Origin of the sequence: Neorhizobium sp. SHOUNA12A (assembly GCF_023006505.1) — a bacterium.
In the GTDB taxonomy this organism is placed as follows: Bacteria; Pseudomonadota; Alphaproteobacteria; order Rhizobiales; family Rhizobiaceae; genus Neorhizobium.
Genome location: NZ_JALBGV010000030.1, coordinates 1 through 25,389, shown reverse-complemented (window position 1 = coordinate 25,389; position 25,389 = coordinate 1). Strand labels below are relative to the sequence as shown.

The 25,389-nt window shown below is 62.7% G+C and carries 31 protein-coding genes; 8 read left to right on the top strand and 23 right to left on the bottom strand.

The genetic code is table 11. The annotated features are described in order from the left end of the window. Window positions 1-20 precede the first annotated feature (20 nt). Window positions 21-521: a MarR family winged helix-turn-helix transcriptional regulator gene (locus MOV63_RS15335; RefSeq protein WP_247034635.1), complete on the top strand. Its 501-nt coding sequence runs from the start codon at window positions 21-23 to the stop codon at window positions 519-521. A 90-nt stretch (window positions 522-611) separates the two neighbouring features. On the opposite strand, the gene MOV63_RS15330 is transcribed toward MOV63_RS15335, so the two are convergent. Beyond that, window positions 612-1,427, bottom strand: coding sequence for a xanthine dehydrogenase family protein subunit M (locus MOV63_RS15330; protein WP_247034632.1), 816 nt, complete (start codon window positions 1,425-1,427; stop codon window positions 612-614). A 17-nt stretch (window positions 1,428-1,444) separates the two neighbouring features. Next, window positions 1,445-1,936 carry a (2Fe-2S)-binding protein gene (locus MOV63_RS15325; RefSeq protein ID WP_041363791.1) on the bottom strand — a complete coding sequence of 164 codons (492 nt, stop codon included), beginning with the start codon at window positions 1,934-1,936 and terminating at the stop codon, window positions 1,445-1,447. 416 nt (window positions 1,937-2,352) lie between these two features. On the opposite strand from MOV63_RS15325, the gene MOV63_RS15320 reads away from it, so the two are divergent. Next, window positions 2,353-2,937: a UbiX family flavin prenyltransferase gene (locus MOV63_RS15320; protein WP_247034631.1), complete on the top strand. Its 585-nt coding sequence runs from the start codon at window positions 2,353-2,355 to the stop codon at window positions 2,935-2,937. A 22-nt stretch (window positions 2,938-2,959) separates the two neighbouring features. On the opposite strand, the gene MOV63_RS15315 is transcribed toward MOV63_RS15320, so the two are convergent. Both MOV63_RS15315 and MOV63_RS15310 read right to left on the bottom strand, forming a co-directional pair. Next, window positions 2,960-3,466, bottom strand: a complete 507-nt coding sequence (locus tag MOV63_RS15315) for a TIGR02444 family protein (RefSeq protein ID WP_247034624.1) — start codon at window positions 3,464-3,466, stop codon at window positions 2,960-2,962. 62 nt (window positions 3,467-3,528) lie between these two features. Then, a complete protein-coding gene (locus MOV63_RS15310) occupies window positions 3,529-5,340 on the bottom strand; it encodes a methyl-accepting chemotaxis protein (protein WP_247034622.1) in 1,812 nt (603 codons plus the stop codon). A gap of 200 nt (window positions 5,341-5,540) precedes the next feature. Between MOV63_RS15310 and MOV63_RS15305 the strand changes: the two genes are divergently transcribed. Further along, entirely contained in the window at window positions 5,541-5,921 is a 381-nt protein-coding gene (locus MOV63_RS15305) for a VOC family protein (protein WP_040123917.1), read from the top strand. A 20-nt stretch (window positions 5,922-5,941) separates the two neighbouring features. On the opposite strand, the gene MOV63_RS15300 is transcribed toward MOV63_RS15305, so the two are convergent. The 7 genes from MOV63_RS15300 to pcaD all read right to left on the bottom strand — a co-directional run bounded on the left by MOV63_RS15300 (window position 5,942) and on the right by pcaD (window position 10,365). Then, entirely contained in the window at window positions 5,942-6,364 is a 423-nt protein-coding gene (locus MOV63_RS15300; RefSeq protein ID WP_247034620.1) for a type II toxin-antitoxin system VapC family toxin, read from the bottom strand. Beyond that, window positions 6,364-6,615, bottom strand: a complete 252-nt coding sequence (locus MOV63_RS15295; RefSeq protein WP_040123919.1) for a type II toxin-antitoxin system Phd/YefM family antitoxin — start codon at window positions 6,613-6,615, stop codon at window positions 6,364-6,366. The genes MOV63_RS15300 and MOV63_RS15295 overlap by 1 nt, the downstream gene beginning before the upstream one ends. A 75-nt stretch (window positions 6,616-6,690) precedes the next feature. Beyond that, the gene (locus tag MOV63_RS15290; protein ID WP_247034618.1) at window positions 6,691-7,761 is read right to left on the bottom strand and encodes a 3-carboxy-cis,cis-muconate cycloisomerase; all 1,071 of its coding nucleotides are present in this window, start codon (window positions 7,759-7,761) and stop codon (window positions 6,691-6,693) included. A 34-nt stretch (window positions 7,762-7,795) separates the two neighbouring features. Then, window positions 7,796-8,413: a protocatechuate 3,4-dioxygenase subunit alpha gene (pcaG, locus tag MOV63_RS15285; RefSeq protein ID WP_247034616.1), complete on the bottom strand. Its 618-nt coding sequence runs from the start codon at window positions 8,411-8,413 to the stop codon at window positions 7,796-7,798. Window position 8,414: 1 nt separating this feature from the next. Next, a complete protein-coding gene (gene pcaH, locus MOV63_RS15280) occupies window positions 8,415-9,155 on the bottom strand; it encodes a protocatechuate 3,4-dioxygenase subunit beta (RefSeq protein WP_247034614.1) in 741 nt (246 codons plus the stop codon). After that, complete coding sequence (gene pcaC / locus MOV63_RS15275) at window positions 9,152-9,568, bottom strand: 4-carboxymuconolactone decarboxylase (protein WP_247034612.1); 417 nt, start codon at window positions 9,566-9,568, stop codon at window positions 9,152-9,154. The genes pcaH and pcaC overlap by 4 nt, the downstream gene beginning before the upstream one ends. A gap of 2 nt (window positions 9,569-9,570) precedes the next feature. Further along, a complete protein-coding gene (gene pcaD / locus MOV63_RS15270) occupies window positions 9,571-10,365 on the bottom strand; it encodes a 3-oxoadipate enol-lactonase (RefSeq protein ID WP_247034604.1) in 795 nt (264 codons plus the stop codon). A 93-nt stretch (window positions 10,366-10,458) separates the two neighbouring features. On the opposite strand from pcaD, the gene pcaQ reads away from it, so the two are divergent. Then, window positions 10,459-11,385 (top strand): pca operon transcription factor PcaQ, encoded by a 927-nt coding sequence (pcaQ, locus tag MOV63_RS15265; protein WP_247034601.1) that lies wholly within the window; start codon window positions 10,459-10,461, stop codon window positions 11,383-11,385. A gap of 23 nt (window positions 11,386-11,408) precedes the next feature. Here pcaQ and MOV63_RS15260 read toward each other — a convergent pair whose 3' ends face one another. Next, on the bottom strand, window positions 11,409-11,822 hold the full coding sequence (locus MOV63_RS15260) for a hypothetical protein (RefSeq protein ID WP_247034598.1): 414 nt from the start codon (window positions 11,820-11,822) through the stop codon (window positions 11,409-11,411). Window positions 11,823-11,922: 100 nt separating this feature from the next. Further along, entirely contained in the window at window positions 11,923-12,255 is a 333-nt protein-coding gene (locus MOV63_RS15255; protein ID WP_247034597.1) for a hypothetical protein, read from the bottom strand. A gap of 154 nt (window positions 12,256-12,409) precedes the next feature. Between MOV63_RS15255 and MOV63_RS15250 the strand changes: the two genes are divergently transcribed. Further along, window positions 12,410-13,666, top strand: coding sequence for a glycerate kinase (locus MOV63_RS15250; RefSeq protein WP_247034595.1), 1,257 nt, complete (start codon window positions 12,410-12,412; stop codon window positions 13,664-13,666). 39 nt (window positions 13,667-13,705) lie between these two features. Here MOV63_RS15250 and MOV63_RS15245 read toward each other — a convergent pair whose 3' ends face one another. Further along, on the bottom strand, window positions 13,706-14,611 hold the full coding sequence (locus tag MOV63_RS15245) for a S1C family serine protease (protein ID WP_040123927.1): 906 nt from the start codon (window positions 14,609-14,611) through the stop codon (window positions 13,706-13,708). Between the two features lie 194 nt (window positions 14,612-14,805). Continuing rightward, the gene (locus tag MOV63_RS15240) at window positions 14,806-15,339 is read right to left on the bottom strand and encodes a DUF992 domain-containing protein (protein ID WP_040123928.1); all 534 of its coding nucleotides are present in this window, start codon (window positions 15,337-15,339) and stop codon (window positions 14,806-14,808) included. Window positions 15,340-15,816: 477 nt separating this feature from the next. Here MOV63_RS15240 and MOV63_RS15235 point away from each other — a divergent pair, with 477 nt between their 5' ends. Continuing rightward, entirely contained in the window at window positions 15,817-16,524 is a 708-nt protein-coding gene (locus MOV63_RS15235; RefSeq protein WP_247034592.1) for a phosphatase PAP2 family protein, read from the top strand. A gap of 75 nt (window positions 16,525-16,599) precedes the next feature. On the opposite strand, the gene MOV63_RS15230 is transcribed toward MOV63_RS15235, so the two are convergent. Continuing rightward, window positions 16,600-17,385 (bottom strand): DUF1194 domain-containing protein, encoded by a 786-nt coding sequence (locus tag MOV63_RS15230; RefSeq protein ID WP_040123930.1) that lies wholly within the window; start codon window positions 17,383-17,385, stop codon window positions 16,600-16,602. A 205-nt stretch (window positions 17,386-17,590) separates the two neighbouring features. Here MOV63_RS15230 and MOV63_RS15225 point away from each other — a divergent pair, with 205 nt between their 5' ends. After that, window positions 17,591-17,989 carry a GFA family protein gene (locus MOV63_RS15225; RefSeq protein ID WP_247034590.1) on the top strand — a complete coding sequence of 133 codons (399 nt, stop codon included), beginning with the start codon at window positions 17,591-17,593 and terminating at the stop codon, window positions 17,987-17,989. Here the strand turns inward: MOV63_RS15225 and MOV63_RS15220 are convergent, their stop codons facing one another. Continuing rightward, on the bottom strand, window positions 17,990-18,454 hold the full coding sequence (locus MOV63_RS15220) for a GNAT family N-acetyltransferase (RefSeq protein ID WP_247034588.1): 465 nt from the start codon (window positions 18,452-18,454) through the stop codon (window positions 17,990-17,992). It abuts the gene before it with no gap. Between the two features lie 137 nt (window positions 18,455-18,591). Here MOV63_RS15220 and MOV63_RS15215 point away from each other — a divergent pair, with 137 nt between their 5' ends. Next, window positions 18,592-18,828 (top strand): hypothetical protein, encoded by a 237-nt coding sequence (locus tag MOV63_RS15215; protein ID WP_040123933.1) that lies wholly within the window; start codon window positions 18,592-18,594, stop codon window positions 18,826-18,828. A 41-nt stretch (window positions 18,829-18,869) separates the two neighbouring features. Here the strand turns inward: MOV63_RS15215 and MOV63_RS15210 are convergent, their stop codons facing one another. From MOV63_RS15210 to MOV63_RS15185, 6 genes are all read right to left on the bottom strand, one after another. Beyond that, window positions 18,870-19,028: a YqaE/Pmp3 family membrane protein gene (locus MOV63_RS15210; RefSeq protein ID WP_247034582.1), complete on the bottom strand. Its 159-nt coding sequence runs from the start codon at window positions 19,026-19,028 to the stop codon at window positions 18,870-18,872. 67 nt (window positions 19,029-19,095) lie between these two features. Then, complete coding sequence (locus MOV63_RS15205; RefSeq protein ID WP_247034581.1) at window positions 19,096-20,298, bottom strand: acyl-CoA dehydrogenase family protein; 1,203 nt, start codon at window positions 20,296-20,298, stop codon at window positions 19,096-19,098. 10 nt (window positions 20,299-20,308) lie between these two features. Beyond that, window positions 20,309-21,466 (bottom strand): acyl-CoA dehydrogenase family protein, encoded by a 1,158-nt coding sequence (locus MOV63_RS15200; RefSeq protein WP_247034580.1) that lies wholly within the window; start codon window positions 21,464-21,466, stop codon window positions 20,309-20,311. A gap of 186 nt (window positions 21,467-21,652) precedes the next feature. After that, on the bottom strand, window positions 21,653-22,495 hold the full coding sequence (locus MOV63_RS15195) for a p-hydroxycinnamoyl CoA hydratase/lyase (protein WP_247034578.1): 843 nt from the start codon (window positions 22,493-22,495) through the stop codon (window positions 21,653-21,655). 26 nt (window positions 22,496-22,521) lie between these two features. Next, window positions 22,522-23,964, bottom strand: coding sequence for an NAD-dependent succinate-semialdehyde dehydrogenase (locus MOV63_RS15190; RefSeq protein WP_247034709.1), 1,443 nt, complete (start codon window positions 23,962-23,964; stop codon window positions 22,522-22,524). Between the two features lie 156 nt (window positions 23,965-24,120). Continuing rightward, a partial coding sequence (locus MOV63_RS15185) for an acetate--CoA ligase family protein (RefSeq protein WP_247034577.1) occupies window positions 24,121-25,389 on the bottom strand: 1,269 nt, incomplete at its 5' end.

Here is a 25,389-nt window from a genome sequence, read left to right as displayed (position 1 = left end):
ATATTGGGAGGAGTGCGAAAATGGCGGTGGAAGCATCGACGCGGCAGGACACGCATACGGAATCCGCGGACGGCGAGATGCCTGTCCCGGCCATGTTCCGGAACCTGATCGGCTATCATCTGAGGGTGGCGCAGGAGACGTCCTTCCAGGCCTTTGCCAGGGCGGCCGGCAAGGCGGATCTGAAGCCCGGGTGGTATGCGCTTCTGACAGTGCTTGCCGAACGGGAAAGCATGACCCCGTCGGAGCTCAGCCGCATCTGCGGCCGCGACCGCTCGACGCTCACCTCCAGCCTCAAGGCATTGTCCCATCGCGGACTGATCGAACGGCAGTCGAACCCCGACGACCAACGCAGCTATAGCGTCAGGCTCACCGAAAATGGCCGCCGCATGCAGGAGCAGCTGCACGCGATCGCAGTCGTCTACAATCGGCGTCTTGACGAGATCGCCGGCAAGGACAAGGCGGTGCTGATCGCAGTGCTCGGCCGGATCGCCGCGACCTTCGGCACACCCCAGCATTCTTGAGGGTACCGTCTCGCGGGTGCGTGGCCTGCCGCGATGGTTTCTGACCGGCGTGCCGCTCCGGCGGCCATTTCGGTGTCAAAGCCTCTGTGCTTAGAGGATATGCGTGCCGCCAAGGTTCTGCACCGCGCGGCGGGTCATCACCGCCACGAGGTGGGCGCGATAGTCGGCCGGCGCGTGCATGTCGCCCATCATCCGCGACGGGTCGATGGTGAGGCTTTCCAGCGCTTCGGCCGAAAAGTTCTCGGTCAGCAACTCCTCGGCCTCGGTCCAGCGGAACACGCCCTCGTTGCCCGCACCGGTGATCGCGACGCGGATATGGCCGTCGCGGTGTTTACTGACGAAGGAAGCAGCCATCGAATAACGCGAGGCCGGGTTGCGGAATTTTGCGTAGCCGGCGATTTCCGGGATACTGAACTCGACGCGGACGAGGATTTCACCCGGTTCCAATGCGGTCGTGTAGAGACCCTGGAAATAGTCCTTGGCGGGAATTTTGCGGCGGTCGGTATGGACGATCGCATCGAGCGACAGCACGGCGGCCGGATAGTCGGCGGCCGGGTCGTTATTGGCGGTCGAGCCGCCGATCGTGCCCATGTGGCGCACCTGAACGTCGCCGATCGAACCCGCAAGGCCTGCAAGCGCCGGGATGACAGCCTTGATTTCCTTGGACGCGGCGACGACGGCATGCTTGGTCGCCGAGCCGATTATCACCTTGTCAGCGGTGACTTCGATGCCCGAAAGCTCCGGAATGTTGCGCACGTCGATCAGGTGCGCGGGTGCGGCAAGCCGGCTCTTCAGCGTCGGGATCAGCGTGTGCCCGCCGGAGAGATAGGAGGGCTCGTCGGAATTCGTGTAGAGATCGACGGCCTCGGCCAGCGTCTTCGGCTTGTGATAAGTCGTTGCGTACATGGCGTGATCCTCCCCGCTTATTCGGCCGCGACGGCATGTGCCGCGCGATGCTTCTCGGCGGCATCCAGCACTGCCTTGACGATGTTGTGGTAGCCGGTGCAGCGACAGATATTGCCTTCGAGTTCGTGGCGCACGGTATGCTCGTCGAGCATGCCGTCATGGCGGCGGATCATGTCCACCGAGGCCATGATCATGCCTGGCGTGCAATAACCGCATTGCAGGCCGTGATGTTCGCGGAAAGCCTGCTGCACGTCATGCAGCTTGCCGCCTTCGGCCAGCCCCTCGATCGTCGTCACCTTCGAACCGTCGGCAGCGACGGCAAGCACCGTACAGCTCTTCACGGCCACGCCATCGAGATGGATGGTACAGGCGCCGCACTGGGTGGTGTCGCAGCCGACATGGGTACCGGTGAGACCGAGATGTTCGCGGATGAACTGCACGAGCAGCGTCCGGTCTTCGACCTCGCGCGTCTGCGGCGTACCATTGACGGTGATGGTGATGCGGGACATCAGCCCCTCCTGTTAAAAATCGGGCGGCGAGAGCCGCGATGGCAATAACGACGACGATGCCGCCGCGATATGGGGCATACGGCTGAGAGGCCGCGCGGCCGTTGCCGCAAACGCGACAGACGGTCCGGCAGCTTCGGGAGCCGCAGGGGAAATAGGTGCCGATGGTGCAGCTGACATGACTGGCGCGGCAACAGCCGCCGTCGCAATAGCCTCCGCTAATCCGGCATCGGCCACATGATCAACCATCACGGCACGCATCGCAAGCTTTTCGAAGAACGCGTCGGCGAGTTTTTTGCGTGGAATCAGTCAGCAGCGAGGCCGTGGCCGAACACGTGCGAGCAATCGACGATCGCCGCATTGCGCCCGTCGGAAAGTGGCGTTAAGGCGTCGCAATAGATTGTTCAGGGAAAAGTCCCATGCGCCGCATCATCATCGCCATCACCGGAGCTTCCGGTGTCGTTTATGGCGTTCGCGCCCTGCAGCTTTTGAGGGAGGTCGAGGATGTCGAGACCCATGCGGTGATCTCGCCTTCCGCTTTTCGCACGGCGGTCGACGAGATCGACATGAGTGCCGAAGAGATCAAGAGCCTGGCCGACGTGCTCTATAATCACAAGGATATCGGCGCGGCGCTTTCCTCCGGCTCGTTCCGTACTGCCGGAATGCTTGTCGCACCCTGTTCGGTGAAGACGCTAAGCGGCATCGCCAACTGCTACAATGACGAGCTGATCGTGCGCGCGGCCGACGTCTGTCTGAAGGAACGCCGGCGCGTCGTGCTGTTGTTTCGCGAGACGCCGCTGCATGCCGGCCACATCGCGCTGATGGACCAGGCAACCCGCAACGGCGCAATCGTCATGCCGCCGGTGCCCGCCTTCTATTCGAAGCCCAACTCATTGGATGAAATGGTGACCCAGACGGTCGGCCGCGCGCTCGATCTCCTCGATATCCACCTGCCGATGGTCAAGCGCTGGAAGGACGGCCCGGGTTCACTCGGCCAGCACTGATTTTGTGCTCCGGATGTCGACTCTAAAGAGCAGCGAGCGCATTTTCGATGACCGCAAGCGCCGTGGCGGTCGTCTCATCCGGCTCCGTTCCCCGGAAAAACCTCACGACGTTTCTGAGATTGCCAGCTGCATCGCCCGTTGAACCATCGGCTGCCATCAGCGCCTGCCCTTCGGCCTCCAGCATCGCCAGCTCGATCTTTTCCGAACTGAGTTCGACACCCTTCACGCCGTTGCGCAGGGTTTCCGTTTCTTTGGTGGGGGCCGGATGCGGCCCGCTCTTCAACCGCCGGCGCACAGCGCGGAGCGGCTTCACCACCTCATTGCGCCAGTCGGCGACGAGGCCGTCGATACGGACAATCTCTGTGGCCGAAAGCGCCACGGAATTCATCGTGAGCCAGGCGGAGAACAACAGCACCGGCACGTCGACGCCGCTTTCGTCCTGAAGCAGCAGGCAGGCTTCGCCGACACCGGGCGTACCATAAAGCCGCAATGCGAAATCCCAAAGTCCCTGCCCGATATCCGCAGCCATGCAGCCTCTCGATCGCCTTGGCACGGCTTACCAGTTTGACTGCGAACCAGGCAAGCTTCGCCTCAGGCGGCGCGGCGACGCCGCCCGGCCTGGGGCGAGCCGGCGCCGAGCTGGAACTGGCTGACCATCTGGCGCAGTTTCGAAGCCTCTTCGGCAAGACCGGAGCTCGCTGCCGTCGTTTCCTCGACCATGGCAGCGTTCTGCTGGGTCATCTGGTCCATCTGGTTGACGGCCGAATTGATCTCCGAAAGCCCGGTCGACTGCTCACGGGCCGAGCGGGCGATATCGTCCACATGGCCGTTGATGGTGACGATATAGCCCTCGATCGACTTCAGCGATTCACCCGCATCGCGGACATATTTCACGCCATGGCCGACTTCGACTGTCGAGTTCTGGATCAGCGCCTTGATCTCCTTGGCAGCGTTCGCCGACCTCTGCGCGAGTTCGCGGACTTCCTGTGCGACGACCGCAAAGCCCTTGCCAGCCTCACCGGCGCGCGCTGCCTCGACGCCGGCATTCAGCGCCAAAAGGTTGGTCTGGAAGGCGATCTCGTCGATAACCCCGATAATGTTGGAGATCTGGCTGGAACTCTCCTCGATGCGGCGCATCGCCTCGACGGCATTGGCCACAACTTCGCCGGAACGGGCGGCGGACGAATTGGCTTCCGCAGCGATCTGGCGCGTCTCGTCGACTTTTTTGGACGCGGAACTGACATTCGCGGTAATCTGATCAAGTGCGGCGGCCGTCTCTTCGAGCGAAGCGGCCTGCTGCTCCGAGCGGCGCGACAGGTCGGATGCGGACTGGCTGATTTCCTGGGTTCCCCCGTCGATCGCCTCGGCGCTGCCGGCAATCTGCGCCAGCGTGCTGGCGAGCTGGGCGATCGAGGTATTGAAATCGTGGCGCAGAGCCTCGAAATCCGCCGAGAAAGCTTCGTCGAGCTGGAAGGAAAGATCGCCCGCGGCGAGCCGGCGCAGACCGCCGCCAAGGCCGGATGTCGCAACGCGGAGCCTCTGGGATGCGTCGGCCTCGGCTTGCTCCTGCGCGGCGATGCGCTCGGCTTCCGACCGGTTGCGGGCTTCGATGGCCTCGTCTTCCAGCCGTTTGTTGTCGAGCGCCGCCCGACGGAAGATCTCGACTGCCGCCGCCATCCCGCCGATCTCGTCCCTGCGGTCCATGCCGAAAATGGTCAGCGTCAGTTCGCCGCCGGCGAGGCGCCGCATGCAATCCTGCAGACGCTGCAGCGGCCCGACGACGCCCGACAGCACGACCCGGATCGAGAAGCCGACCACGATCAGCGAGATGACGCCGATCACGGTCATCCAGACGAAGAGGCTGACCTTGTCCTTCAGCGCGTCCTCGAAGCTCTTATGCGCGACGTCGAGCTGCAGCTTGGTCAAGGCGTTCAGCGGTTCGGCAAGCGGCTCGATCGCCGGGTAGAGCCGCTTCGTCACATAGATATCCAGGGCCGTCTGATCACGCTTGCCCATGATCGTCAGAAGCTCGCCGACCGCCTTGGTGGTTTCGGTATGAGCGCCGAGGTAACGCTGAACAAGACTTTTTTCCTGATCGGTCAGGTAGGTTGCCTGGTAGGCCGCCCATTCGCGGTCGGCGGTGACAAGCGCTGCCCGGACGGTCTGTTCGCCCAGTTCCCAGCTGAATGCGCCGCTGCGCGTCTTGTGGGCGGTATCCACGATGGTGACCGCATAGGCGTCGGAGACCATCTTGATCTGCGCCATGGGCTCGATTCGATCTTCTACGATCACGCGGGTACGGGCCGAAAGCGTGTCCATTCCGATGAATGCGGCTGTCGTCGTCGCAGCCAGTGCAAGCGCAAGGCCGACGACGCTGGCGACAAGCTTGAATTTAATGGTCATTGGAAAGATCCATTGCTGCATTTGAGGTCATGGCCAAATCCTGTTGGCCCGCTATGGTTAAGGATTGCGGAAAATGCTGAGGATATGTTTAACAGCACTACCAGAGATGGCATCGTTGCGTCTTTTCGCTCGGGACCGAGGCCGCGTTTGACGAAAGATAGGCGGCGACGGTTCGGGAGCCGGCATGAGGGAGATGAGTTATGAAACTTGCGCATGTCGCGCTTTGGACAACGGAACTCGACAGGCTCGTCGCGTTCTTCGAAGACATGTTCGGCGCCACCGCCAGCCCGCTCTATGAGAGCCGTCGGCGCCCCGGCTTCTCCTCGAAATTCCTCACCCTTTCCGAAGGCGCTACGATCGAGATCATGAGCGGCCCGTGGATTGCGCCGGAAGCGCCGCGGGAGCGCGCCGGTTACGCACATATGGCAATTTCGCTCGGCAGCCGAAAGGCGGTCGACGAGATGGCCGCCAGGGCGGCAGTGATGGGCATCCTCGTCTCCCCGGCCCGCATGACCGGAGATGGGTTCTACGAGGCGGTGATATCGGACCCCGACGGCAATCCGGTCGAGATCACGGAGTAGGGCGCGCAAGCCTGGCCGGTTCAGCCTTGAAAAGTCCAGGGATTGAGGCAGGGCACGCCAAGCGGCTCGAAATCCGAGATGTTGCGGGTGACGACGGTCAGCCCGTGATGCAGCGCTGTCGCGGCGATCATTGCATCTGGTGACGGCCGCTTGTCCGGCGTGGGGAGGGTGCCGGTGCGAAGAGCGATCGCCGTGTCGAAGGGAAGAATGCGGTCGCTGAAATCGACAAGCAGATGTGATTGGAGCCATCGCGCTAGGTTGGCCGCGAATTCAGGATCCTTTTTGCTTTCCTGCTGAATCCCGAACTGCACCTCCATGATGGTGACTGCGGAGATAAAGGCGTCGTTCATGGGAAATGTTTCCATGAAGTTCTGAAACTCGGCCGCCTGCTTCTTCAAACGTCGTGCTGCCGAGACGACATTGGTATCCAGCAGGAATGGCATCAGAATTCGATCTCGCGATTCTCGAAACTGAGCCGCGGAGGGTCAAAATCCTGGTCCGAGCCGTTAGGATCATACAGTGCCTCGGCAAGACTCTTCGGCTTCTTCCAGTTGGCCTCGAATTCCTCGTAGCTGACAAGCACATGCGTCGGCTTGCCGTGATCGGTGATGACCAACGGATTTTCGTTTGCCGCCTGGCGGGCCTTGCTCGGGTTCTGGTTGAAGGAGGCGCTGGTCATGTAGGAAAGGGTCATTACGACCTCCGGAGCATCTCTAGTATCTTTCTTCGAAAATATACTAGAATTGCCCGTCCTTCAATGCAGATGCCGTCAGCCCTTGCCCAGCGACCTGACATTGCCGGCAAGTTCCGTTGCTAGCCTTAGAGCCGCGCCGGTGGCCATCACCATGGATGGCAGGATCAACCATTCGAGCGTCCAGGCTGCACCTGAGCGTTCCTGCTCGTGCACCATCGATTGCTGCATGCCGGAAAGCTGCACCGCGTTGAAACGTGCGAGCGATACCAGCACTTCGGCAGCCACCGGGTTCTGTTTGTGAGCCATCGCGGAGGAGCCGCCGCCGCCGGCGAGTTCCATCTCCCCGCCCATCAGCGCGAGCAGCGCCACGTCCTGGCCGAACTTGCCGAGTGAGCCGGAAATCATTGTGAGGATGTTCGCGAATTCCGCCAGCCGGTCGCGCTGGCTCTGCCATTGCGGTGCGTCGGTCAGAAACAGTTCCCAGGCCAGCGCCTTGCGCACGTCGGCAGCCTTGTCGCCGAGCTTTTCGAGGCAGCCCGCAGCGCCGCCGAACTGCACGGCAAAACCGGCCTCGGAAAACCTGTCCAGCCGCTGGTGATGCCGGGTCAACGGTTCTTTCCAGGCGCGGATACGGGCCGAAACGGTGATCGGGATCGCCGCCTGCATGCGGGTATGGCCCATCAGCCTCCGGCTGCCGAATGCCTTGTCGATGTCATCGAAAACCTTCTCGAGGGCAGCGAGCCGTTCGATGAACAGAGAACAGGCCTGCTTCAGGCGGATCATGAGCGCCGTGTCGATGACATCCTGGCTGGTCGCGCCGAAATGTACGTGCTTGGCGGCCTCGCCGCCGCCTGCCTGCTGATTGACGGCATCGCGAAGCTGCTTGACGAGTTCAGCGACAACGACGCCGTCGCGCGCGGTCCCGTTTCGCAGGCCGGCCATGTCCGGTTCAAATGTCTGCAAGGCTGCGGCAATGCGCTCCCCAGCCTCGGCCGGGATGATGCCGCAGGACGCCTCGGCCCTGGCAAGGCCCGTCTCGAAGGCCAGCATGGCGTCGATCTCGGCTTTCACCGAAAACAGCTGTCCGGCCTCGTCGTCACCGACGAGACTGGACAAAAATGGATGCTCGAAAGCCGAGACGCTCATATCTACTCCCGGGGCGAACCCTGATTCTTCGATCTCAGATATCGAAGAATATGGTTTCGTTTTCGCCCTGAAGATAGATGTTGAAGGTGACGGTATTACCGTCACGCTTGCCGATCAGGGTTGGAACGCGAACCCGGTGCTCGATGCGCGACAGGATCGGATCCGCCGCATTGGCCTCTTCCTCGTCGGAGAAGTACATGCGGGTGTTGAGGCCGAGATTGATGCCGCGGGCGACGACCCAGAAGGTGACGTGCGGAGCCATCGGGCGGCCGTCGCGGAACGGCACGCTGCCCGGCTTGATCGTTTCGAAAGCAAACTCGCCGGTCGCCATGTCGCCTGGCTGACGGGCCCAGCCGAAGAAGTTCGGATCGGCCTTGCCACGGGTTTCCGAGGGACTGTTGTAATAGCCGTCGGCATCCGCCTGCCAGATCTCGATCATCGCATCCTTGAGCGGGGTCATCGCGCCGTCATAGATGAAACCGCGAATGGTGATGCGTTCGCCGCGCGTCTGGTCGTTGACCATCGGGCCGGAGCCGAGATCGGTGTCGTAGACGCCGGTAATGCCGGAAAAGTTCGGCGTGCAACCGATATGGACATACGGACCCGCGGTCTGCGAAGCGGATTCCTTGAAGTAGGTGAGCGGCTGGACCATCTCAGTTGCCCTCTTTACGGTTCTCGAAGAATGTCGAGCGACGGCCGCGCAGGACGATATCGAATTTGTAGGCCCGCATGTCGTGCGGGATGGTGTTCTGCATGTCGAGCGCGGCGATCAGGCCCTTGATCGCGTTTTCGTCCGGAATGGTCTTCACGATGGGACAAATCCAGATCATCGGATCGCCCTCGAAATACATCTGGGTGATCAGGCGCTGGGCAAAACCATGGCCGAAAACCGAGAAGTGGATATGGGCCGGACGCCAGTCGTTGACGCCGTTCGGCCACGGATAGGGGCCGGGCTTGATCGTCTTGAAGGCGTAGCCGCCGTCCTCGTCGGTGATCGTGCGGCCGAAGCCGCCGAAATTCGGGTCGAGAGGGGCGAGATAAGTTTCCTTCTTGTGGCGGTAACGGCCGCCGGCATTGGCCTGCCAGAATTCCACCAGCGCGCCCGGAACGCCGCGGCCACGCTCGTCGAGGACGCGGCCGTAGACGAGGATGCGTTCGCCGAGCGCCATCTCGCCCGGCTTGGCATAGTTGACGATCAGGTCGTTGTCGAACTCGCCGAGGATGTTGTGGCCGAAGACCGGGCCAGTGATCTCGCTCCTGGTGCCTTCGAGCGAAATCAGCGCGCGCTGCGGCGACCGCAGGACAGAGGTCTTGTAGCCAGGCGTGAATGCCGGCGGATGCCATTCCCGGTCACGGGCGAAAAAGGGTGTGGTTTCTGGGGGTGTGTTCTTCATTTTTGCTCTCCCGCGGCCTTGTCCGCGTCCATTTCGGCATAAGTGGCTTTGGCGATCTTGAAGGCATGGTTGGCGGCCGGAACGCCGGCATAGATTGCCACATGCATCAGGGCTTCGCAGATATCGTCCTTTGTCGCACCCGTATTGGCGGTTGCGCGGATATGCATGGCGACTTCGTCGTGATGGCCGAGTGCCGCAAGAAGCGCGATCGTCACCATCGAGCGCTCGCGCTTGGACCAGTTCGGGCGCGACCAGACCGTGCCCCAGGCGCCTTCGGTGATCATTTCCTGGAACGGTCCGTCGAACGGCGTCTGGTTTGCCAGGGCGCGGTCCACATGGGCATCGCCCAGTACCGAACGGCGGGTCTTCATGCCTTGCGCGTAACGTTGCGATGGCGCGGCAGGATCGGCCATGTCTAGTCCTCGAGTTGTTCGATGAAGCCGCGGATCAGCGCGGCATGGGCGGCGGGGGCCTCGACGCAGGGGATATGCGCGGCGCCCTCGATGATTTCATACCGCGCGCCGGGGATCAGGCCGGCAAACGACTTGACGAGTTCGGGCGGGGTCGAGCCATCGTCGCGGCCGGCGATGCAAAGCGTCGGCACGGCGATCTTTTTGGCGGCCTCGGTGAAATCCGCATCGCGGATCGCGGCGCAGGTGCCGCTGTAACCGGAGGTCGGCTGGCGCACGAGCATGTTGCAATAGGCCTGGTAGGCGGCATTGTCCGGCTTGCGGAACGGCGCAGTGAACCAGCGCTCCATGATCGCGTCGAGAATGCTGCCGATGCCGTTCTGCTCGACGGCGGCAATGCGCGCCGCCCAACTTTCGGCCGTACCGATCTTGTGGGCGGTGTTGGAGAAGATCAGCGCCTTCATGAGGTCCGGCCGGGTGGCATACAGGCTTTGGGCAATCAGCCCGCCGACCGAAAGGCCGCAGACGATGACCTGGCTGAGCTGCAGGTGGTCGAGCAGGCCGGAGAGATCGGCCGCGTGGTCGGCGATCGAATAGGGCGGATTGCCGAGGCCGGACAGCCCGTGGCCGCGCTTGTCATAGGTGAGGATCGTATAATCTTCGGCAAGCTTCGGCAGTTCGTGATGCCAGATGCGACTGTCGGTTCCGAGCGAATTGATGAACACGACGACGGGCTTTCCGTCGCCCGCGCGCTGGATGTCGTAATGGATCACAATGTCGTTGATGTGTACAAACTGCATCAGCGCCTCCTCTCGCTTTGATAGATTGCACTAGTTTCCGGTTAGGTAAAATGATATTTCAGCATCATCCCCTAACCGCAGGGTTATTTGATCTTGATCAACTCCCGAGTCAAGTTTCGGCACTTGCATACATTCGTCGAGGTCGCGCGCCAAAAAAGCGTGGTCAAGGCAGCCGAGATTCTGCATGTCAGCCAGCCGGCCGTCACCAAGACCATCCGCGAGCTCGAGGAGGCGCTCGGCGTCGCCGTGTTCGAGCGCGAAGGCCGCGGCATCCGCATCACCCGCTACGGCGAGGTTTTTCTGCGCCATGCGGGCGCGGCGCTGACGGCACTCCGCCAGGGCATCGATTCCGTCTCGCAGGAATTGTTCGATTCCGCACCCCCGGTCCGGATCGGCGCACTCCCAACCGTCTCCACACGGGTGATGCCGCTCGCCATGACGCTCTTCCTCGCCGAAAAGACCGGCAGCCGGGTTAAGATCGTGACGGGAGATAATGCCGTTTTGATGGAACAGCTTCGGGTCGGAGATCTCGATCTGGTGGTCGGCCGGCTCGCCTTGCCGGAAAAGATGACCGGCCTGTCCTTCGAACATCTTTACTCGGAACAGGTGGTGTTCGCCGTCCGCACCGGGCACCCGCTCCTCGACGGCAAGCGATCGATCTTCGAAGGCTTTGCCGATTATCCGGTTCTGATGCCGACGCGCGGCTCGATCATCCGGCCGTCGGTCGAACAGTTCCTGATCGCCAATGGCGTGGCCAGCCTGCCGACCCAAGTGGAGACCGTCTCCGACGCTTTCGGCCGTGCCTTCGTGCGGTCGAGCGACGCGATCTGGATCATCTCCGCCGGAGTGGTCGCCGCCGACATCGAGGACGGAGTTCTGGCGACGCTGCCGATCGATACGAGCGAGACCCGCGGCCCAGTCGGCCTCACCATTCGTGCCGATGCAAATCCATCCACGCCGCTGTCGATCCTGATGCAGACTATCCGCCAGGCGGCGGCAGAAATCATGCCGGCGCGGTGACGGGATGTGGGCCCGGCGCTCAATCAGACCGGTTCGATTTTCCTCACCTCGTCGCCGCAAAACAGGATGACGTATTTTCCGATCCTGTTGCCCGCGTTGGCCCAGGCCTGCAAGTCGGAACAATACGGCTCTTGCTGCCACATATCCGGATGATCCGGATCGACCAGAACCGTCAGCTGCGGTCCTTGTTCATAGACCAGCATTTTCGAGCGCAACGGTTGCCAGGTGTCGGAGACATTCGCATCCGTCATCCACCGACAGAGGAAATCGCGGCAGAGCTGAGGCCGATCGGTATAGATCGCGCAGCCCTGCCCCTCGGAACAGTATCGGCACCATTCATCTGCCGACTTGTCCAGTGCAGCTATTTCGGGGAGCCGGCAGCAGAGCGTGCAGGTGCCGCAGGACCGCCCTGCATTCCCTTGTTCAAACGTGTCCAAGATCTCGCTGCCCTAACCGCAAAAAAAAGCCCGGCCGAACAAAACGGCCGGGCCAGCGATTATACGCTGCGGTTCTTCCATGCAAACAGTGGTCGCGACCTTAGGTCGGTCGAAGCTCGGGAAACGCGCGCCGCAACTCGTCCATCGAGGCCATCACCGCGTCGTCTGCGCGCAACGTCACCGAGATATTGTCGGCGACGTTAAGCGTTTCCTCGAAATGGATCGGCATTTCAACACCGCCCTGGCGCACCAGCGTGGCCTCCCTGCGAAAGCCATGCTTCAACAGCCAGTCACGCGGGGCGCTAAGGCTCACCGCCACATGAAACGCGCCGTCATCCTCTTTTCTGGCCTTCAATTTGTAAGTCACGGGTGACCTGTCGCCGCCGATGTCGATCTGGCCCGGGTAACCGGCTTCTTTCAGATGTTCAGGCATGCTTTTCGCTCCTTCGTTTTGGTGAGCCCATAGGACAACCGACACTCGCTCGCTTTGTTCCGCACCAAAGGCGGCGGCGCGATCAAGCCCGGTTGACGGTTGTTGACGAGCGTGATCGAAAGAGCGCGAGTGATGGAGAAGCGGAGGAGAAGCGATGACGGACCGGGAACTGCTGGAGGCGCTGTTCAAGGCTGCCGTAAAGGCCGCCGATCCGCTGACCGGCATCGTGAAGCACCTGCCCGCCCCGCCCCCGAACGGCCGAACCGTGGTCGTCGGCGCCGGCAAGGGTGCGGCCCAGATGGCGGCGGCACTGGAAAGCGTGTGGACCGGGCCGCTGACCGGCGTGGTCGTCACCCGCTACGGTTATGGTTGTGAAACGACGTCGATCGAGATACTCGAGGCCTCGCATCCGGTGCCGGATGCGGCGGGCCTCGCCGGCGCAAAACGGCTGGTCGAGACGATTTCAGGCCTCTCCGAAAACGACCTCGTCATCGCGCTCGTCTGCGGCGGCGGTTCCGCGCTGCTGCCTGCCCCACCCGAAGGGCTGACGCTGGAAGACGAGATCGCCCTGAACGAGACGCTGCTTGCCTCGGGCGCGCCGATCTCGGCCATGAATGTCGTTCGCAAACATCTCTCCACCATCAAGGGCGGCCGGCTTGCGGCGGCGACCAAGGCCCGCGTCGTCAGCCTGATCGTCTCGGACATTCCCGGCGACAACCCGGCCTTCGTCGCCTCAGGCCCGACCATTCCGGATGCCACGACGCGCCAGGATGCACTTGCGATCGTCGAGCAATACAAGCTGGAACTGCCGGCTGCGATGACCGCGCATCTGAATTCGCCGGCCGCCGACGCGCCGGAACCGGACGATCCCATCTTTGCCCGCCACAGGCATTTCGTCATTGCCTCAGCCGGCGTGTCGCTGGAGGCAGCAGCGGCGGTCGCACGCGTCCATGGCGTAACGCCTTACATCCTCTCCGATTCCGTCGAAGGCGAAGCGCGTGATGTGGCGCTGGTGCATGCGGCGCTTGCCCGCGAGGTGTCACTCCGCGACCGGCCGTTCGCAAAACCGGCGGTTCTGCTGTCCGGTGGGGAGACGACGGTGACGCTGCGCGCCAAGGGTGGTCGGGGCGGCCGCAACGGCGAATTCGCGCTCGCCTTGGCGCTGGCGATCGACGGGCATGAGATCACCGCGCTTGCCGCCGACACGGACGGCATCGACGGATCGGAAACCAATGCCGGCGCTTTTGTCGACGGCACGACGGCGAGGCGATTGCGGGCAAGCGGCCTGGATGGCCGCAAATTGCTCGACCGGAACGACAGTTTTTCAGGGTTTTCGGCGATTGGCGACGTGTTCAATACCGGGCCGACCGGAACCAATGTCAATGATTTCCGGGCGATCCTGGTATGGTAGCGGCACCAATCTTTTCTCTCTCAAGCTGGGAAGGAGAGGTCACTGCAGTTGCGGCTTCCGCAAAAAATCGTTCCGGTCCGCCGACTTCACCCTGAGCCAGGCCTCCCGTCCATCGCGCAGGATGCGCATCGGGATTTCGGCACCCGGAGGCCCGCTGTCCCAGATCTTGCGGTAGAAATCCGCAAGCCCGTCGACCTCACCGTCGCGAATCTCCGAAATCACGTCGCCCCGCTTCAGGCCCGCCTGGGCTGCCGGTCCGTTTTCGGTGACGCTCATGACCACCACTTCGCCGTTGCTTTCCGCCGACATGGCGCCGAGCCAGGGGCGTGGCGGGCGGTTGAACTCGCCCCGATTGAGGAGATCGTCGAGGATCGGCTTCAGGAGGTTGATCGGGACGACCATGTTGATGTCGGCGATCTCTCCGCCCTTGCTCATCTGCAGGCGCAGCGATCCGACGCCGAGCAGCTTGCCTTCCGTATCGATCAGCGCCGCGCCGCCCCAGGACGGATGGGCGGGCGCGATGAAGATAGCCTCGTCCAGAAGATATTCCCAATATCCGGCGAATTCCTGCTTGGCGACGATATTGCCGCGCACATATTCTCCCTCCCCATCGGCGAAGACAACGGGATCGCCGAGCGTTGCGGTGGCGGAATCGCCGATCTGGAGCGCCGGCAGATCGAGCGGCGCCATGGCCTGCACCAGGCCAAAGCCGCTTTCCTGATCATAGGCAAGCGCGTGGGCCGGCACGACGCGGCCGTCCTGGCGCGTCAGCCAGACGTCTTCGGCTTCGGTGATCAGGTAACCGATCGTCAGGACCAGCCCGTTTTCGCGGATCACCACGCCGCTACCTTCCCGGCGGGTGCCGAGAGTGTTGGCCGTAAAGGCGTTGTCAGGGATTGAAGCACGCACGGCCACGACCGACCGTAAACTTTTCTCGAGATCCATGATGCCAATCCTGATGAGGCAATACGCGGTCCGGAACCCCGCAAGGGTCTGCAAAGGCTAACCATACCGTTTCTTTAACGTATGAATGTGAACGGCGTGGAGCAAGAGGCCGGAGAGAACTCATGCTCGCGAAATGCTCTACCTCATTTTAGCCCCTCCCCCGTTTCCGGGGAAGGGAATGCGCTTTTAAAACCTCAGCCCGCCGGCGTCAGCGTCACCGAGGTGCCGGTGGCGGCGACGTTGAGGCCGAGCTGGCCCGTGACGCTCACCGTCTGCAGATGGATGGAGCCGGCGGTGCCGCCAACGAGGAGGTTGGCGCCGATGCCGGCACCGACGGTGGCCTCGGCGGTGGCGCCCTGGTAGAGGCCACCGAGCGAACCGTGGTGATAACCGGCGGTCGGGGCAAAGACCGCCCAGATCAGCCGCGAGCGTGTGGTGAAGCCGAGATCGACTCCCATCTTGCGCACTGTGCCGGTATAGCGGTCGAGGGGTTCGCTGCCGATTGCCGTTGTAAAGACGCAGTCGGCTTCCTTGGCGGAGCCGAGCACGTAACCGACGCCGCCGCCGATCGAGCAATCGAGATAGCCGATGCGGACCCCGCCGCGCTGATCCGGCTCTTCATAAACCGGAACGCGGTCCCGGCGGGTGATCAAATCGGCGGAAAAGGCGGCTCCGGCGCTGGTTACGACCGGCAGAGCGGCGAGCGCCACGGCAACAATCTTCTTCATCCCTGTACTCCTTGTAATTCTTCAGCCGCCCTTGTTGAGACTCATGCAAACGGGTCAGGCAGCGTTGGAGAACGCATGTGGCGGAAGAATGATCCAACGCGGCCGCACACGATTTGTCACCGAATTGTTCCAAGCGTGAGATGACGCGTGAGACGACCTTGCGCACCGGCATTTCCGGAACCGCGACTTGCGCCGGTTGCGCCCAGGCGGTGAAGGGCATCAACGGCTGATAACTTCGCTATCTCGAAGGCGGATTCCTGCGCCGGACGTCCTCAATGGCATCTGCACGCTGGACTGCTGGCGCGGGGTGCTATTTTCCTCATTGTCGGCGGGTTCTTCATCTATGCCCGCCTTCGCTGTCGATACGAACCAGGCTGGCGGCAATCGGACTTTTCGCCTTCCGTCTCTACGGATCGATCGAGGCCCGGTATCGGATCGTATAGTCGGCCGTGAACTGAAATTGAACAAGGAGCTTGGATGGCATTCCATCAGCGCGTGACACGAAAAGTGGTCGAAAGGGTCATGACTTTCGAGCCGATCGGCCTGATGATGGTCGCCTTTCTGGCAGGCGGGCTTTTCGTCTTCTTCAGGTTGACCGACGAGGTGCTGGAGGGCGAAACGCATGCCTTCGACGAAAAGATCCTGCTCGCCTTGCGCGACGCCACTGATCTTGCGACGCCACTCGGCCCCTATTGGCTCAATCACGCGATGGGGGATATCACCGCGCTCGGCGGCGTCACGGTGCTGACCCTGATGACGGTGATGGGAACCGTCTTCCTCATCCTGTCGCGGCAAAGGGCGATCGCTCTTTTCATGTTCCTGTCGATCGCCGGCGGCTGGCTTTTGAGTTCCTTGCTGAAGCTCGGCGTGGCGCGTCCGCGGCCGGATATCGTGCCGCATCTGGTCGAAGTCAGCGACCTCAGTTTTCCGAGCGGCCATGCAATGCTGTCTGCCGTCACCTACCTGACGCTCGGAGCGCTGCTGTCGCGCGCCCAGCCTTACCGCTCGACGCGCATCTTCCTGATCAGTGCGGCGATCTTCCTGACGTTCATCATCGGTTTCAGCCGGGTCTATCTCGGCGTCCATTACCCGACCGACGTCCTCGGCGGCTGGTGCGCCGGCGCGACCTGGGCGCTGGCGTGCTGGATGATCGCGCGACGCTACATTTCGGCGGTACCGGAGTAGTCCGGCGAATTGGACACCTTTGGCTGTCTATGCGCCCCCGCGACACGGGATGGTATCGAGGCGCAATAAATGCGCTCAGCGGTCGAACAGGTCCTGCCACTGTTTTTCGCCGACCAGACAGTCGCTGGAAGGTTGGCTGCTGGCGGCCTTCTGCACGATTGCGGGCGGCATGAGCCCGCTGATTTCCAGGACCAGCTTGCGGCGCACCGCGACGGCAAAATCCTCGATCTTGTGAACCGGCAGCACGAAGGAGCCGGGTCCGCCGACGACGCAGTCGCCGTAATATTTGTCGAGCCCGCCAGGCGCGCCCGAGGGCCGCAGCATGATCGCCAGTCCGTTGATGATGATGCCGGCTTCCATGGCCTTGTTGCGGGCCGGGACGACGGGATTGCCAGAATTGTTCGGCCCGTCGCCGGAAATGTCGATCACTTGTCGAGCACCGCGATAGGAATTGGCGACGATCATCGTTGCCCCTTGGGCGATCGCAGCAGAGATCGAGGTGCGGCGCTGGGTAACGATCGGCCGGGCTTCGAGCTTGGCGGCGAAATTGATCGCGTCCTGCTCGTTTTCGATGATCGTCCAGTCGATGACCGATTCCGGTACGACATCGCCGGCCCATTCGAAATAGCTCACAGCGATGCGGCCGTTCAGTCCGGTCTTTACCGCCTCGATGAATTCCTTGTGCTTGAGCGCCTCGACATAACCCTCGCGCTGGACGCTGACTTCCTCGTAATCCATGGAGCGGGACGTATCGACCGCGAGAACCAGCTCCACATCGACTTCGCCTCCCTTTTGCTGCGCGACCATCGGAGCGGTTGCAGCGGCGGAAAGGCTGATGAGCATCGCGAGTGTTGTAAGCATTGGCAATCCAATCACTGCGTTATCGATTGGTTAAAACTGTAACACAGCGCCGATGCAGGGCGACTCCGCTCCGCGTGCCTCCCTTCAACTTTCGGTGATAAGCCTTTATTCCGCAGCCACTCCACGTAATCTGCCATGGCGGCCGCGGCTGCATCGACGGCGCCGGGAGTGCGCCTATCAACGGGTATCTGGGCGGGATCATGTGATGACGAGGTTAAACGGCAAATGTTTTTGCGGCGCAGTCGCCTACGAGGTGGACGACGCCTTCGTTTATGCGGCCAATTGCCATTGTTCGGATTGCCGCCGCACCACCGGCTCTGCCTTCAAGCCCTTCGCCGGCATCGAACGGCAGAAGTTTGCGGTGGTAAAGGGCGAAGATGGTTTGCTGATCTTCGGGGATGCCGACACTCATGACGCCCATTGCAAGACCTGCGGTTCGCTTCTCTATTCGCGGGTGCGGGAGGCGGCCTGGGTGCATGTGGCGATGGGCACGCTGGTCGATGCCCCGACAATCCGGCCGACGCACCATATCTTCGTCGGTTCGAAAGCGCCCTGGTACGAGATCACCGACGATCTGCCGCAATATCAGGGCCATAAGGGATAGCTATTCCAGGCCGGCCAGCGCCTTCAGCTTCTCGCCTTCGAGCCGGTAGAAAATCCGGTCCTCCTTCCGGTCGCCGCCAAGTTCGTCATAGAATTTCAACAGCCGCTCATTGGCCCGAGCCGCCGTCCAGTCGATGCGGCCGAAACCGCGCTCGACTGCCAGCCCTGCCAGCCGCTTCATCAGCGCGGTGCCGATATCGCGGCCGCGCTCGGACCCGGCGACATAAAGCTCCTTGAGGAAAAACCCGGGCTGCAGGCCAGGCCCGGGATAGATCGCGGCGAAGGCCGCCGCGGCGATGATGCGGTCAGTCTCGGCAACCAGGATTTCGGTCTGCGGAGGACGGTTGAGAATCCCGGTCGCGACCGCCTGGCGCGGCGGGCAGAAGACACCGTAATAGGCCTGCATCTCCTCAAAGAGGCAGGCCAGCTCGTCCGCGTCGGCGGGTTGGAAAAAGCGAATATTCATAAACTGGACCCGTTGAAACCGAGCCACTATTCCGGCGCCGCAAACCTGTGTCAACTTGGGCTGCTGGCTATTTCCGGCAGCCGCTGTTGACTTCGCGGCGCGCATATCGACAGAGTGGCGCCGAAGAAGGAACCGCCATGTCCAGGTCAGAAAAATTCATCGTGCTGCCGTTCAAGAAAGTGCGGGGCAACGTGACGCCTGGCGAGATGCGCGTGGCTTCGAATGCTGCTTCGGCCGAGAAGATCGCCCGCGCCATGGCTGACCGCTTCGTCGGCGTCGCGGCGTATTCCGTTCAGGTCGATATGGAAAGCGGCGACATGTCCGATCCGCGTATCCTCTGGCAGACAGGCGAAATCGCCGATATCGCCGCTTAGAGGCTTTAGCCCTCATCCTCGTCGATACACGCTCGATCCGGCTATTTGCGGAGGATCACCCACAACGCATGCGCGATGCCGGGCAGCCAGCCGCAGAGGGTGAGCAGGATGTTCAGCCAGAAATGCAGGCCGAGGCCCACCTGGAGGAACACGCCGAGCGGCGGCAGGATGAAGGCGAGCAGAATGCGGATGATATCCAACGGGCGTTCTCCGGGTTGATGGGTTCGGCCGGTAACGCGCTGAATGGGATATGGTTTCAGAAGCCGCTCATCTCAGCAGCGTCTTTGCGATGATCTCCAGCTGAATCTCGTTGCTGCCGCCGAAAATGCTCTGGGAGCGGGAATTGAAATAGACGGCGGACGCGACCTTGCGCTCTTCATCGATTTCCGCCTCTTCCGGCAGTTCGTGCAGCGGCCGGTGTTCTTCGAAGCGCAGCGCATCCGGACCGAGGATCGAGGCGGCCAGTTCGGCGATCGACTGGCGGATGCGGCTGCGCTCGATCTTCATTGTCGAGGACGGCACCGACCCCGGATTGCCGCCCGCCTGGACCTTGGACATGGCCGAAAGCTCCAGCATGTCGTTGGCATCGACACCCGTGGCAATCTCGGCAAAGCGCGCCATGAACAGCGGATCGTCGATCATCTTTCGCCCGTCGGGCAGTTGTTCCGAGGCAAGCCGGTGCAGGCGCGCCAGCATGGCGCGCAGCACGCCGCCGGCAAAGGCGCCGCCCCGCTCGAATTCAAGCAGGTACTTTGCGATGTCCCAGCCTTCGCCCTCGTCGCCGATGCGGTCGGAGACCGGCACTTTCACGTCATCGAAGAAGACTTGATTGAACTCATGCGTGCCGCAGATCGAGCGGATCGGCCGGATGGTGACACCGGGCGATTTGAGGTCGATCAGGATGAAGGTGATGCCTTCCTGTTTCTTGCCCGTGTCGGCGGTGCGTACCAGCGCGAACATCCGCGTGGCGTGATGCGCCAGCGTCGACCAGATCTTCGAACCGTTGACGACATAGTGGTCGCCTTCGAGCACCGCCCTGGTCTTCAGCGAGGCGAGGTCGGAGCCGGAGCCTGGTTCGGAATAACCCTGCGCCCAGACATCCTTGCCGTTCAGGATGCGCGGCAGATAGAAGCTCTTCTGCGCCTCGTTGCCGTAGCGCATGATCACCGGGGCTATCATCTTGATCGAGGCGCCGCGGAAATGTGGCTCGCCGGCGCGTTCACATTCCTGGTCGAAAATGTAGCGCTCGGCGAGCGTCCAGCCGGTGCCGCCATATTGTTTCGGCCAGGACGGGGCGACCCAGCCCTTGTCGTTGAGCTTCGCCTGCCATTTGAGACCGACGGCGGGGTCGGCGAGGAAGCTGGGGTTTAGCCGCTCGGCGCGCTTGAGTTCCTCGTCCAGATGGGCGTCGAGGAATGTCCGAACCTCGTTGCGGAACCTGACCTCTTCTTCCGTCATCAACAGATCCATGGACATCTCCTCAGACGGGTTCGCGTAGCAGGCTGCCGGAGAGCATGGCGGGATCGCGGATGATCTCGCCGTAGCGCTTCAGGTGGTCCGCGGTGGTGCCGAACGTGTTTTCGATCGCGTAGAGCCGGCGGAACCAGGCGCCGATCGGCATCTCTTCCGAAAAGCCCATGGCGCCATGCAGCTGGATCGCCTCCTGCGCGACGGAGCGGGAGACCTTGCCGATTTTCGCACGGGCGCCGGAAACGCCGCGGATGCGCATCGCGCGCGGCGCGTCGACGGAAAGCGTGGCGAGCAATGCGGAACCGCGGGCCTCCTGGCATTTCACCGCCATCTCAGCCATGCGGTGCTGCAGGGCCTGGAAGGCGGCGAGCGGCTTGCCGAACTGCACGCGCTCCTTGGTATAGGCAACGGTCGCATCCATCAGCGCATCCATGATGCCGACCGCTTCCGAGGCGAGTGCCGCATTGGCGCGGTCATAGGCCGCCTCGATTTCGAAGAGTGTATCGGCTGCGGCATCGAGCAGCGCCGAAGCGGGCACGGAGACGTTGTCGAGGACAAGATCGCTGGCGCGGCTGTCATCGACCAGTCTCACCTCGGTCCGCGTCAAGCCGGCGGCATCCGCAGGTACGACGAACAATTTTACTGACCCGTCGAGCTTGGCCGAAACCAGAAAGATATCCGCGAAAGGGCCGCCGGGAACCAGCGGCTTCTCACCGGAGATGGCGTAGCCATCCGCACTCTTCGTGGCGGTTGCGGTAATATTGCCGAGGTCGAAACCGGTCTGGCGCTCCATATGCGCCAGCGCCGGGCGCGATGTGCCATCGATCAGGCCGCCGAGGATCTCGGCTTTTTGCTCTTCGGAGCCAAGCTTTTCGACCAGCCCGCCGGCGAGAATGATGGATGTAAGATAGGGCTCCACCATCAGCGCGCGGCCGATCGCTTCCATGATCAGCGAGATTTCCACCGCGCTGCCGCCGAGACCGCCGTTCTCTTCGGCAAACGGCAGCGCCAGCCAGCCGAGATCGGCCATCTCGGACCAGAAGCCGGCATCGAAGCCGGTCTTCGACGCGATGATCTTGTTGCGCTTCTCGAAGTCGTAGCGATCCTTCAGGAACCGCTCGGCGCTTTCCTTCAACAGAAGCTGCTCGTCCGAATAGTTCAGGTCCATGACTGGGTCTCGCGTTTTAGTCTTGGAGGCAGCGGGTGCCGTCCCCTCACCCGGCCTCTGCTTCGCTCGGCCACCCTCTCCCCAAGGGGAGAGGAAGAGCGGAGGCGTTGCGGCAATCCCTCTTCTCCCCTCGGGGAGAAGGTGCCGGCAGGCGGATGAGGGGGCTTCCCTCAAAAGAGGCGTAGACTACTCCTCGCGCGTATACGCCCCATGCCCCGGGCGATAGGTCTTCGTATCGAGAAACTGCGACAGCCCCTTTTCGCGGCCCTTTTCAGGATCGACGAACGTCGTCTGGTCGGCCTTGGCGGTCAGGTATTCGGCCGACTCCTCCCAAGTCATCTCGCGCACATACTTGTAGGCCATGCGGGCCTGGCGGAGCACGGTCGGGTTCTTTTCGAGGAGCACGCGGGCGATCTCGACGGTGCGCTCGCGGAGCTTGTCAGCCGGCACCGCCTCGTTCACCAGGCCGAGCTGTTCGGCCATCTTGCCGCCGAATTTTTCGCCGGTCATGACGTAATACATCGCCTTGCGGTCGTTCATCAGCGTCGAGATCGCCTTGGAGACGACGCCGCCGGGGATGACGCCCCAGTTGATTTCCGAAAGGCCGAACACCGCATCTTCGGAGGCGAGCGCCAGATCGCAGCAGATCAGCGGCGTGAAGGCCCCGCCAAAACACCAGCCGTTGACCATGGCGATGGTCGGCTTGGCGTAGTGCATCAGCAGGCGCCATTGCCAGGCGCGGGTGGAGCGATAGGCGCGCATCCGCTTGACGTCCGACACACCGTCGGTGGCGCGGAAGAAGTCCTTGAGGTCCATGCCGGCTGAGAAGGCGTCGCCCTCGCCGGTGAGGATGATCACGCCGGCGCGGTCGTCGATTTCAAGCGCGTCGAGCACCCGGATCATGTCTTCGGCAAGGCCGACGCTCATGGCGTTGCGCTTGTCCGGGCGGTTCAGTTTCACCCAGGCAATGCCGTCTTCGAATTCGACCTTGACGTTCTCTCCGCCCAGATCGCTTGCTTCAATGGTCATCATGTTCTCCTAAAAGGTCCGGGACCTTATGACAGGCTGGTCATTTTGGTGACGAGATAGGCGTCCATGCCCTCGGTGCCGCCTTCGGAGCCGTAACCGCTCTGCTTGACGCCGCCGAACGGCGTTTCGGCCATCGAGATGAAGTTGTTGTTGATGCCGACCATGCCGGCCTCGAGTGCGTCGCTGACCATCGCCGCGGTCTGGCTGGACCGGGTGAAGGCGTAGGAGGCAAGGCCGTAGGGCAGCCGGTTGGCCTGTTCGATCACCTCGTCGAAGGAGGTGAAGCGGGCAGTGACGGCGACCGGGCCGAAAGGCTCGTCGTTCATGATGATCGCGTCCTGAGGCACGTCGGCGAGAACCGTCGGCTGGAAAAAGTAGCCGCGATTGCTGCCGCGCTCGCCGCCGGCCTTCACCGTGGCGCCACGCTGCACGGCATCGGCGACCATGCGCTCCATCGCCGGCACACGGCGGCTGTTGGCGAGCGGTCCCATCTGGCTCGACGGGTCGAGGCCGTCGCCGACCTTCAGGGCCGAAGCCGCCTTGGCAAAGCCGTCGACGAACTTGTCGTGGACGCTGTCATGGACGTAGAACCGGGTCGGCGAGATGCAGACCTGGCCGGCATTGCGGTATTTCGCGTGCACCATGACGCCGATGGCGTGGTCGATATCGGCGTCCTCGAAGATCAGCACGGGGGCATGGCCGCCGAGTTCCATCGTGGCGCGCTTGACGCCGGCTTTCGCGGCGAGGACGGCGAGATGCTGGCCGACGGCGGTCGAGCCGGTGAAGGTGATCTTGCGGATGCCGTCTGCGGCGATCAGGTGTTCGGAAACGTCCGCCGGCTTGCCGTGCACGACGTTCAGCACGCCGTTCGGCAGGCCCGCATCCTGCAGCGCACGGGCGATCTCGAGCACGGTCGCCGGCGTCTCTTCTGAGGGTTTGATGACCATGGTGCAGCCAGTCGCAAGCGCGGCCGAGATCTTGCGGGCCGGGATGACACCGGGGAAATTCCAGGGCGTGAAGCCGGCGACGGGGCCGACGGGTTCCCTGGTGACCATCCACTTAACGCCGGGCACGCGGGCCGGCACGATGCGGCCATAGGAACGGCGGCCCTCGTCGGCGGTCCAGTCGAGAATGTCGGCCGAGATATGGACTTCCGGTATCGCCTCGGCGAGCGGCTTGCCCTGGTCGAGCACCATGCGCCGGCCGATTTCGTTCGCCCGCTCGCGCAGGATATCGGCTGCCTTGCGGATGATCTTGGCGCGATCGAAGGCGGTCGTGGCCTTCCATGCCTTGAATTCACGGGTGGCGGCTGCCACGGCTCGCTCAAGATCCGCCGCGGTTGCATGCGGCAGGGCGCCGATCGGCTCGCCGGTTGCCGGATTGATGACGTCTTCCGTCACCCGGCCTTCGGCGCCGAGCCACTCGCCATCCACAAACAGCTTCAATTCACCATAGGATTGGGTCTGCATCACGGTTTCCTCCCTCGTGACTGCCAAAATAAAATAGCGGGCGCAGCCCCCCTCACCCGGCCTCCGCTTCGCTCGGCCACCCTCTCCCCGCTGGGGAGAGGAGGATCTGAGACATTGCGGCAATTCAGGCGGATGAGGGGGAAATTCCCCCTACCCTCACTGCACCACGAATAGCGCGTCGAGAGCCAAAGCCCCGTCCCCCTCGCCATAGACAACGAGCGGATTGATATCGACCTCGACGATCTGAGGCTCCGAGCGCATCAGCGCGCCGAGCTTGACGACCACGTCGGCAATCGCCTCGACGTCGCGCGCCGCCTGGCCGCGGAAGGCTCCGAGCAGCTTCGATGCCTTCAGCTTGCGGATTTCGGTGATCGCCCGCTCACGGCTGATATCGGCCGGCAGCAGGCGCGCATCGGCGAGAGCCTCGATCCAGACGCCGCCGAGGCCGACGAGCACGACCGGACCCCATTGCAGATCGCGCTTGGCGCCGACCACCATTTCGAGGCCCTGGCGCGCCATGCCCTCGATCAGCACGCCGTCGAGCTTGAGGCCCGGCTTGTGGCTGGCAATGCTGGCATACATCTTTTCGTGTGCCGCCCGCAGCGCCGGCTCGTCGGCGATATTGACGATGACGCCGCCGACATCGCTCTTGTGGGCGAGTTCGGCCGCCTGCGCCTTCATGACGACCGGATAACCGACATCGGCCGCGATCGTCGCGGCTTCGTCGGCGGACTTCGCCAAAGCGCCCTTCGGGATGTGGATGCCGAGATCGGTAAGGATCCGCTTGCCTTCATACTCGACCACGAGGCCGGAGGGTGGCAGTTTGGCGATCCGTTCGCCTTCCGGCGCCCGGTCCTGGGTGGCGGCGAGGGCGGCCGCGTAGTTCATCACCACTGCCATGGCGCGCATGGCGCGTTCCGGCGAGCGGAAGAACGGAATGCCGCTGTCGCGCACCGCCTTCATGAAGGTCGGGTCGAGCGGATAGTCGTCGCCGACGATGTTGAGGATGACCGGCTTTGTCGCGGTTGCGGCGACCGGGATGATGGCGTCCGACTTCTTGATCTGCATCGGCGGCGAGCCGCCTGCATGCGACAGGAAGACGATGCCCACATTCGGATCCTTCAGCATGGATGCCGTGGACGTGCCGAAAATACCGGGATTGGAGAAGCCGGTCGTGCCGATGTCGAACGGGTTGTCGACATGGACGTAAGGCGGCACTTGCGTTGCAAGCTCGGCGTGCACCTCGTCCGACAGCGTCGCGATCGGCAGGCCGACGCGTTCGCAGAAATCGAAGCAGAGGCCGCGGATGGCGCCGGAATTGGTAACGATGCCGGCCTCGCCCGGTGGCGGCGACGGGTAGCGCGCCAGGATCGCGGTGACGTCGAACAGCTCGTCGGTCGTCTCGACCAGCGCGACGGCCTCGTT

What these genes read in the sequence shown, in the direction of transcription:
- MOV63_RS15335 (WP_247034635.1), top strand. Translation starts at nt 21, where the DNA reads ATGGCGGTGGAAGCATCGACGCGGCAGGACACGCATACGGAATCCGCG.
- MOV63_RS15330 (WP_247034632.1), bottom strand. Translation starts at nt 1,427, where the DNA reads ATGTACGCAACGACTTATCACAAGCCGAAGACGCTGGCCGAGGCCGTC.
- MOV63_RS15325 (WP_041363791.1), bottom strand. Translation starts at nt 1,936, where the DNA reads ATGTCCCGCATCACCATCACCGTCAATGGTACGCCGCAGACGCGCGAG.
- MOV63_RS15320 (WP_247034631.1), top strand. Translation starts at nt 2,353, where the DNA reads ATGCGCCGCATCATCATCGCCATCACCGGAGCTTCCGGTGTCGTTTAT.
- MOV63_RS15315 (WP_247034624.1), bottom strand. Translation starts at nt 3,466, where the DNA reads ATGGCTGCGGATATCGGGCAGGGACTTTGGGATTTCGCATTGCGGCTT.
- MOV63_RS15310 (WP_247034622.1), bottom strand. Translation starts at nt 5,340, where the DNA reads ATGACCATTAAATTCAAGCTTGTCGCCAGCGTCGTCGGCCTTGCGCTT.
- MOV63_RS15305 (WP_040123917.1), top strand. Translation starts at nt 5,541, where the DNA reads ATGAAACTTGCGCATGTCGCGCTTTGGACAACGGAACTCGACAGGCTC.
- MOV63_RS15300 (WP_247034620.1), bottom strand. Translation starts at nt 6,364, where the DNA reads ATGCCATTCCTGCTGGATACCAATGTCGTCTCGGCAGCACGACGTTTG.
- MOV63_RS15295 (WP_040123919.1), bottom strand. Translation starts at nt 6,615, where the DNA reads ATGACCCTTTCCTACATGACCAGCGCCTCCTTCAACCAGAACCCGAGC.
- MOV63_RS15290 (WP_247034618.1), bottom strand. Translation starts at nt 7,761, where the DNA reads ATGAGCGTCTCGGCTTTCGAGCATCCATTTTTGTCCAGTCTCGTCGGT.
- pcaG (WP_247034616.1), bottom strand. Translation starts at nt 8,413, where the DNA reads ATGGTCCAGCCGCTCACCTACTTCAAGGAATCCGCTTCGCAGACCGCG.
- pcaH (WP_247034614.1), bottom strand. Translation starts at nt 9,155, where the DNA reads ATGAAGAACACACCCCCAGAAACCACACCCTTTTTCGCCCGTGACCGG.
- pcaC (WP_247034612.1), bottom strand. Translation starts at nt 9,568, where the DNA reads ATGGCCGATCCTGCCGCGCCATCGCAACGTTACGCGCAAGGCATGAAG.
- pcaD (WP_247034604.1), bottom strand. Translation starts at nt 10,365, where the DNA reads ATGCAGTTTGTACACATCAACGACATTGTGATCCATTACGACATCCAG.
- MOV63_RS15255 (WP_247034597.1), bottom strand. Translation starts at nt 12,255, where the DNA reads ATGCCTGAACATCTGAAAGAAGCCGGTTACCCGGGCCAGATCGACATC.
- MOV63_RS15250 (WP_247034595.1), top strand. Translation starts at nt 12,410, where the DNA reads ATGACGGACCGGGAACTGCTGGAGGCGCTGTTCAAGGCTGCCGTAAAG.
- MOV63_RS15245 (WP_040123927.1), bottom strand. Translation starts at nt 14,611, where the DNA reads ATGGATCTCGAGAAAAGTTTACGGTCGGTCGTGGCCGTGCGTGCTTCA.
- MOV63_RS15240 (WP_040123928.1), bottom strand. Translation starts at nt 15,339, where the DNA reads ATGAAGAAGATTGTTGCCGTGGCGCTCGCCGCTCTGCCGGTCGTAACC.
- MOV63_RS15235 (WP_247034592.1), top strand. Translation starts at nt 15,817, where the DNA reads ATGGCATTCCATCAGCGCGTGACACGAAAAGTGGTCGAAAGGGTCATG.
- MOV63_RS15230 (WP_040123930.1), bottom strand. Translation starts at nt 17,385, where the DNA reads ATGCTTACAACACTCGCGATGCTCATCAGCCTTTCCGCCGCTGCAACC.
- MOV63_RS15225 (WP_247034590.1), top strand. Translation starts at nt 17,591, where the DNA reads ATGACGAGGTTAAACGGCAAATGTTTTTGCGGCGCAGTCGCCTACGAG.
- MOV63_RS15220 (WP_247034588.1), bottom strand. Translation starts at nt 18,454, where the DNA reads ATGAATATTCGCTTTTTCCAACCCGCCGACGCGGACGAGCTGGCCTGC.
- MOV63_RS15215 (WP_040123933.1), top strand. Translation starts at nt 18,592, where the DNA reads ATGTCCAGGTCAGAAAAATTCATCGTGCTGCCGTTCAAGAAAGTGCGG.
- MOV63_RS15205 (WP_247034581.1), bottom strand. Translation starts at nt 20,298, where the DNA reads ATGGATCTGTTGATGACGGAAGAAGAGGTCAGGTTCCGCAACGAGGTT.
- MOV63_RS15200 (WP_247034580.1), bottom strand. Translation starts at nt 21,466, where the DNA reads ATGGACCTGAACTATTCGGACGAGCAGCTTCTGTTGAAGGAAAGCGCC.
- MOV63_RS15195 (WP_247034578.1), bottom strand. Translation starts at nt 22,495, where the DNA reads ATGACCATTGAAGCAAGCGATCTGGGCGGAGAGAACGTCAAGGTCGAA.
- MOV63_RS15190 (WP_247034709.1), bottom strand. Translation starts at nt 23,964, where the DNA reads ATGCAGACCCAATCCTATGGTGAATTGAAGCTGTTTGTGGATGGCGAG.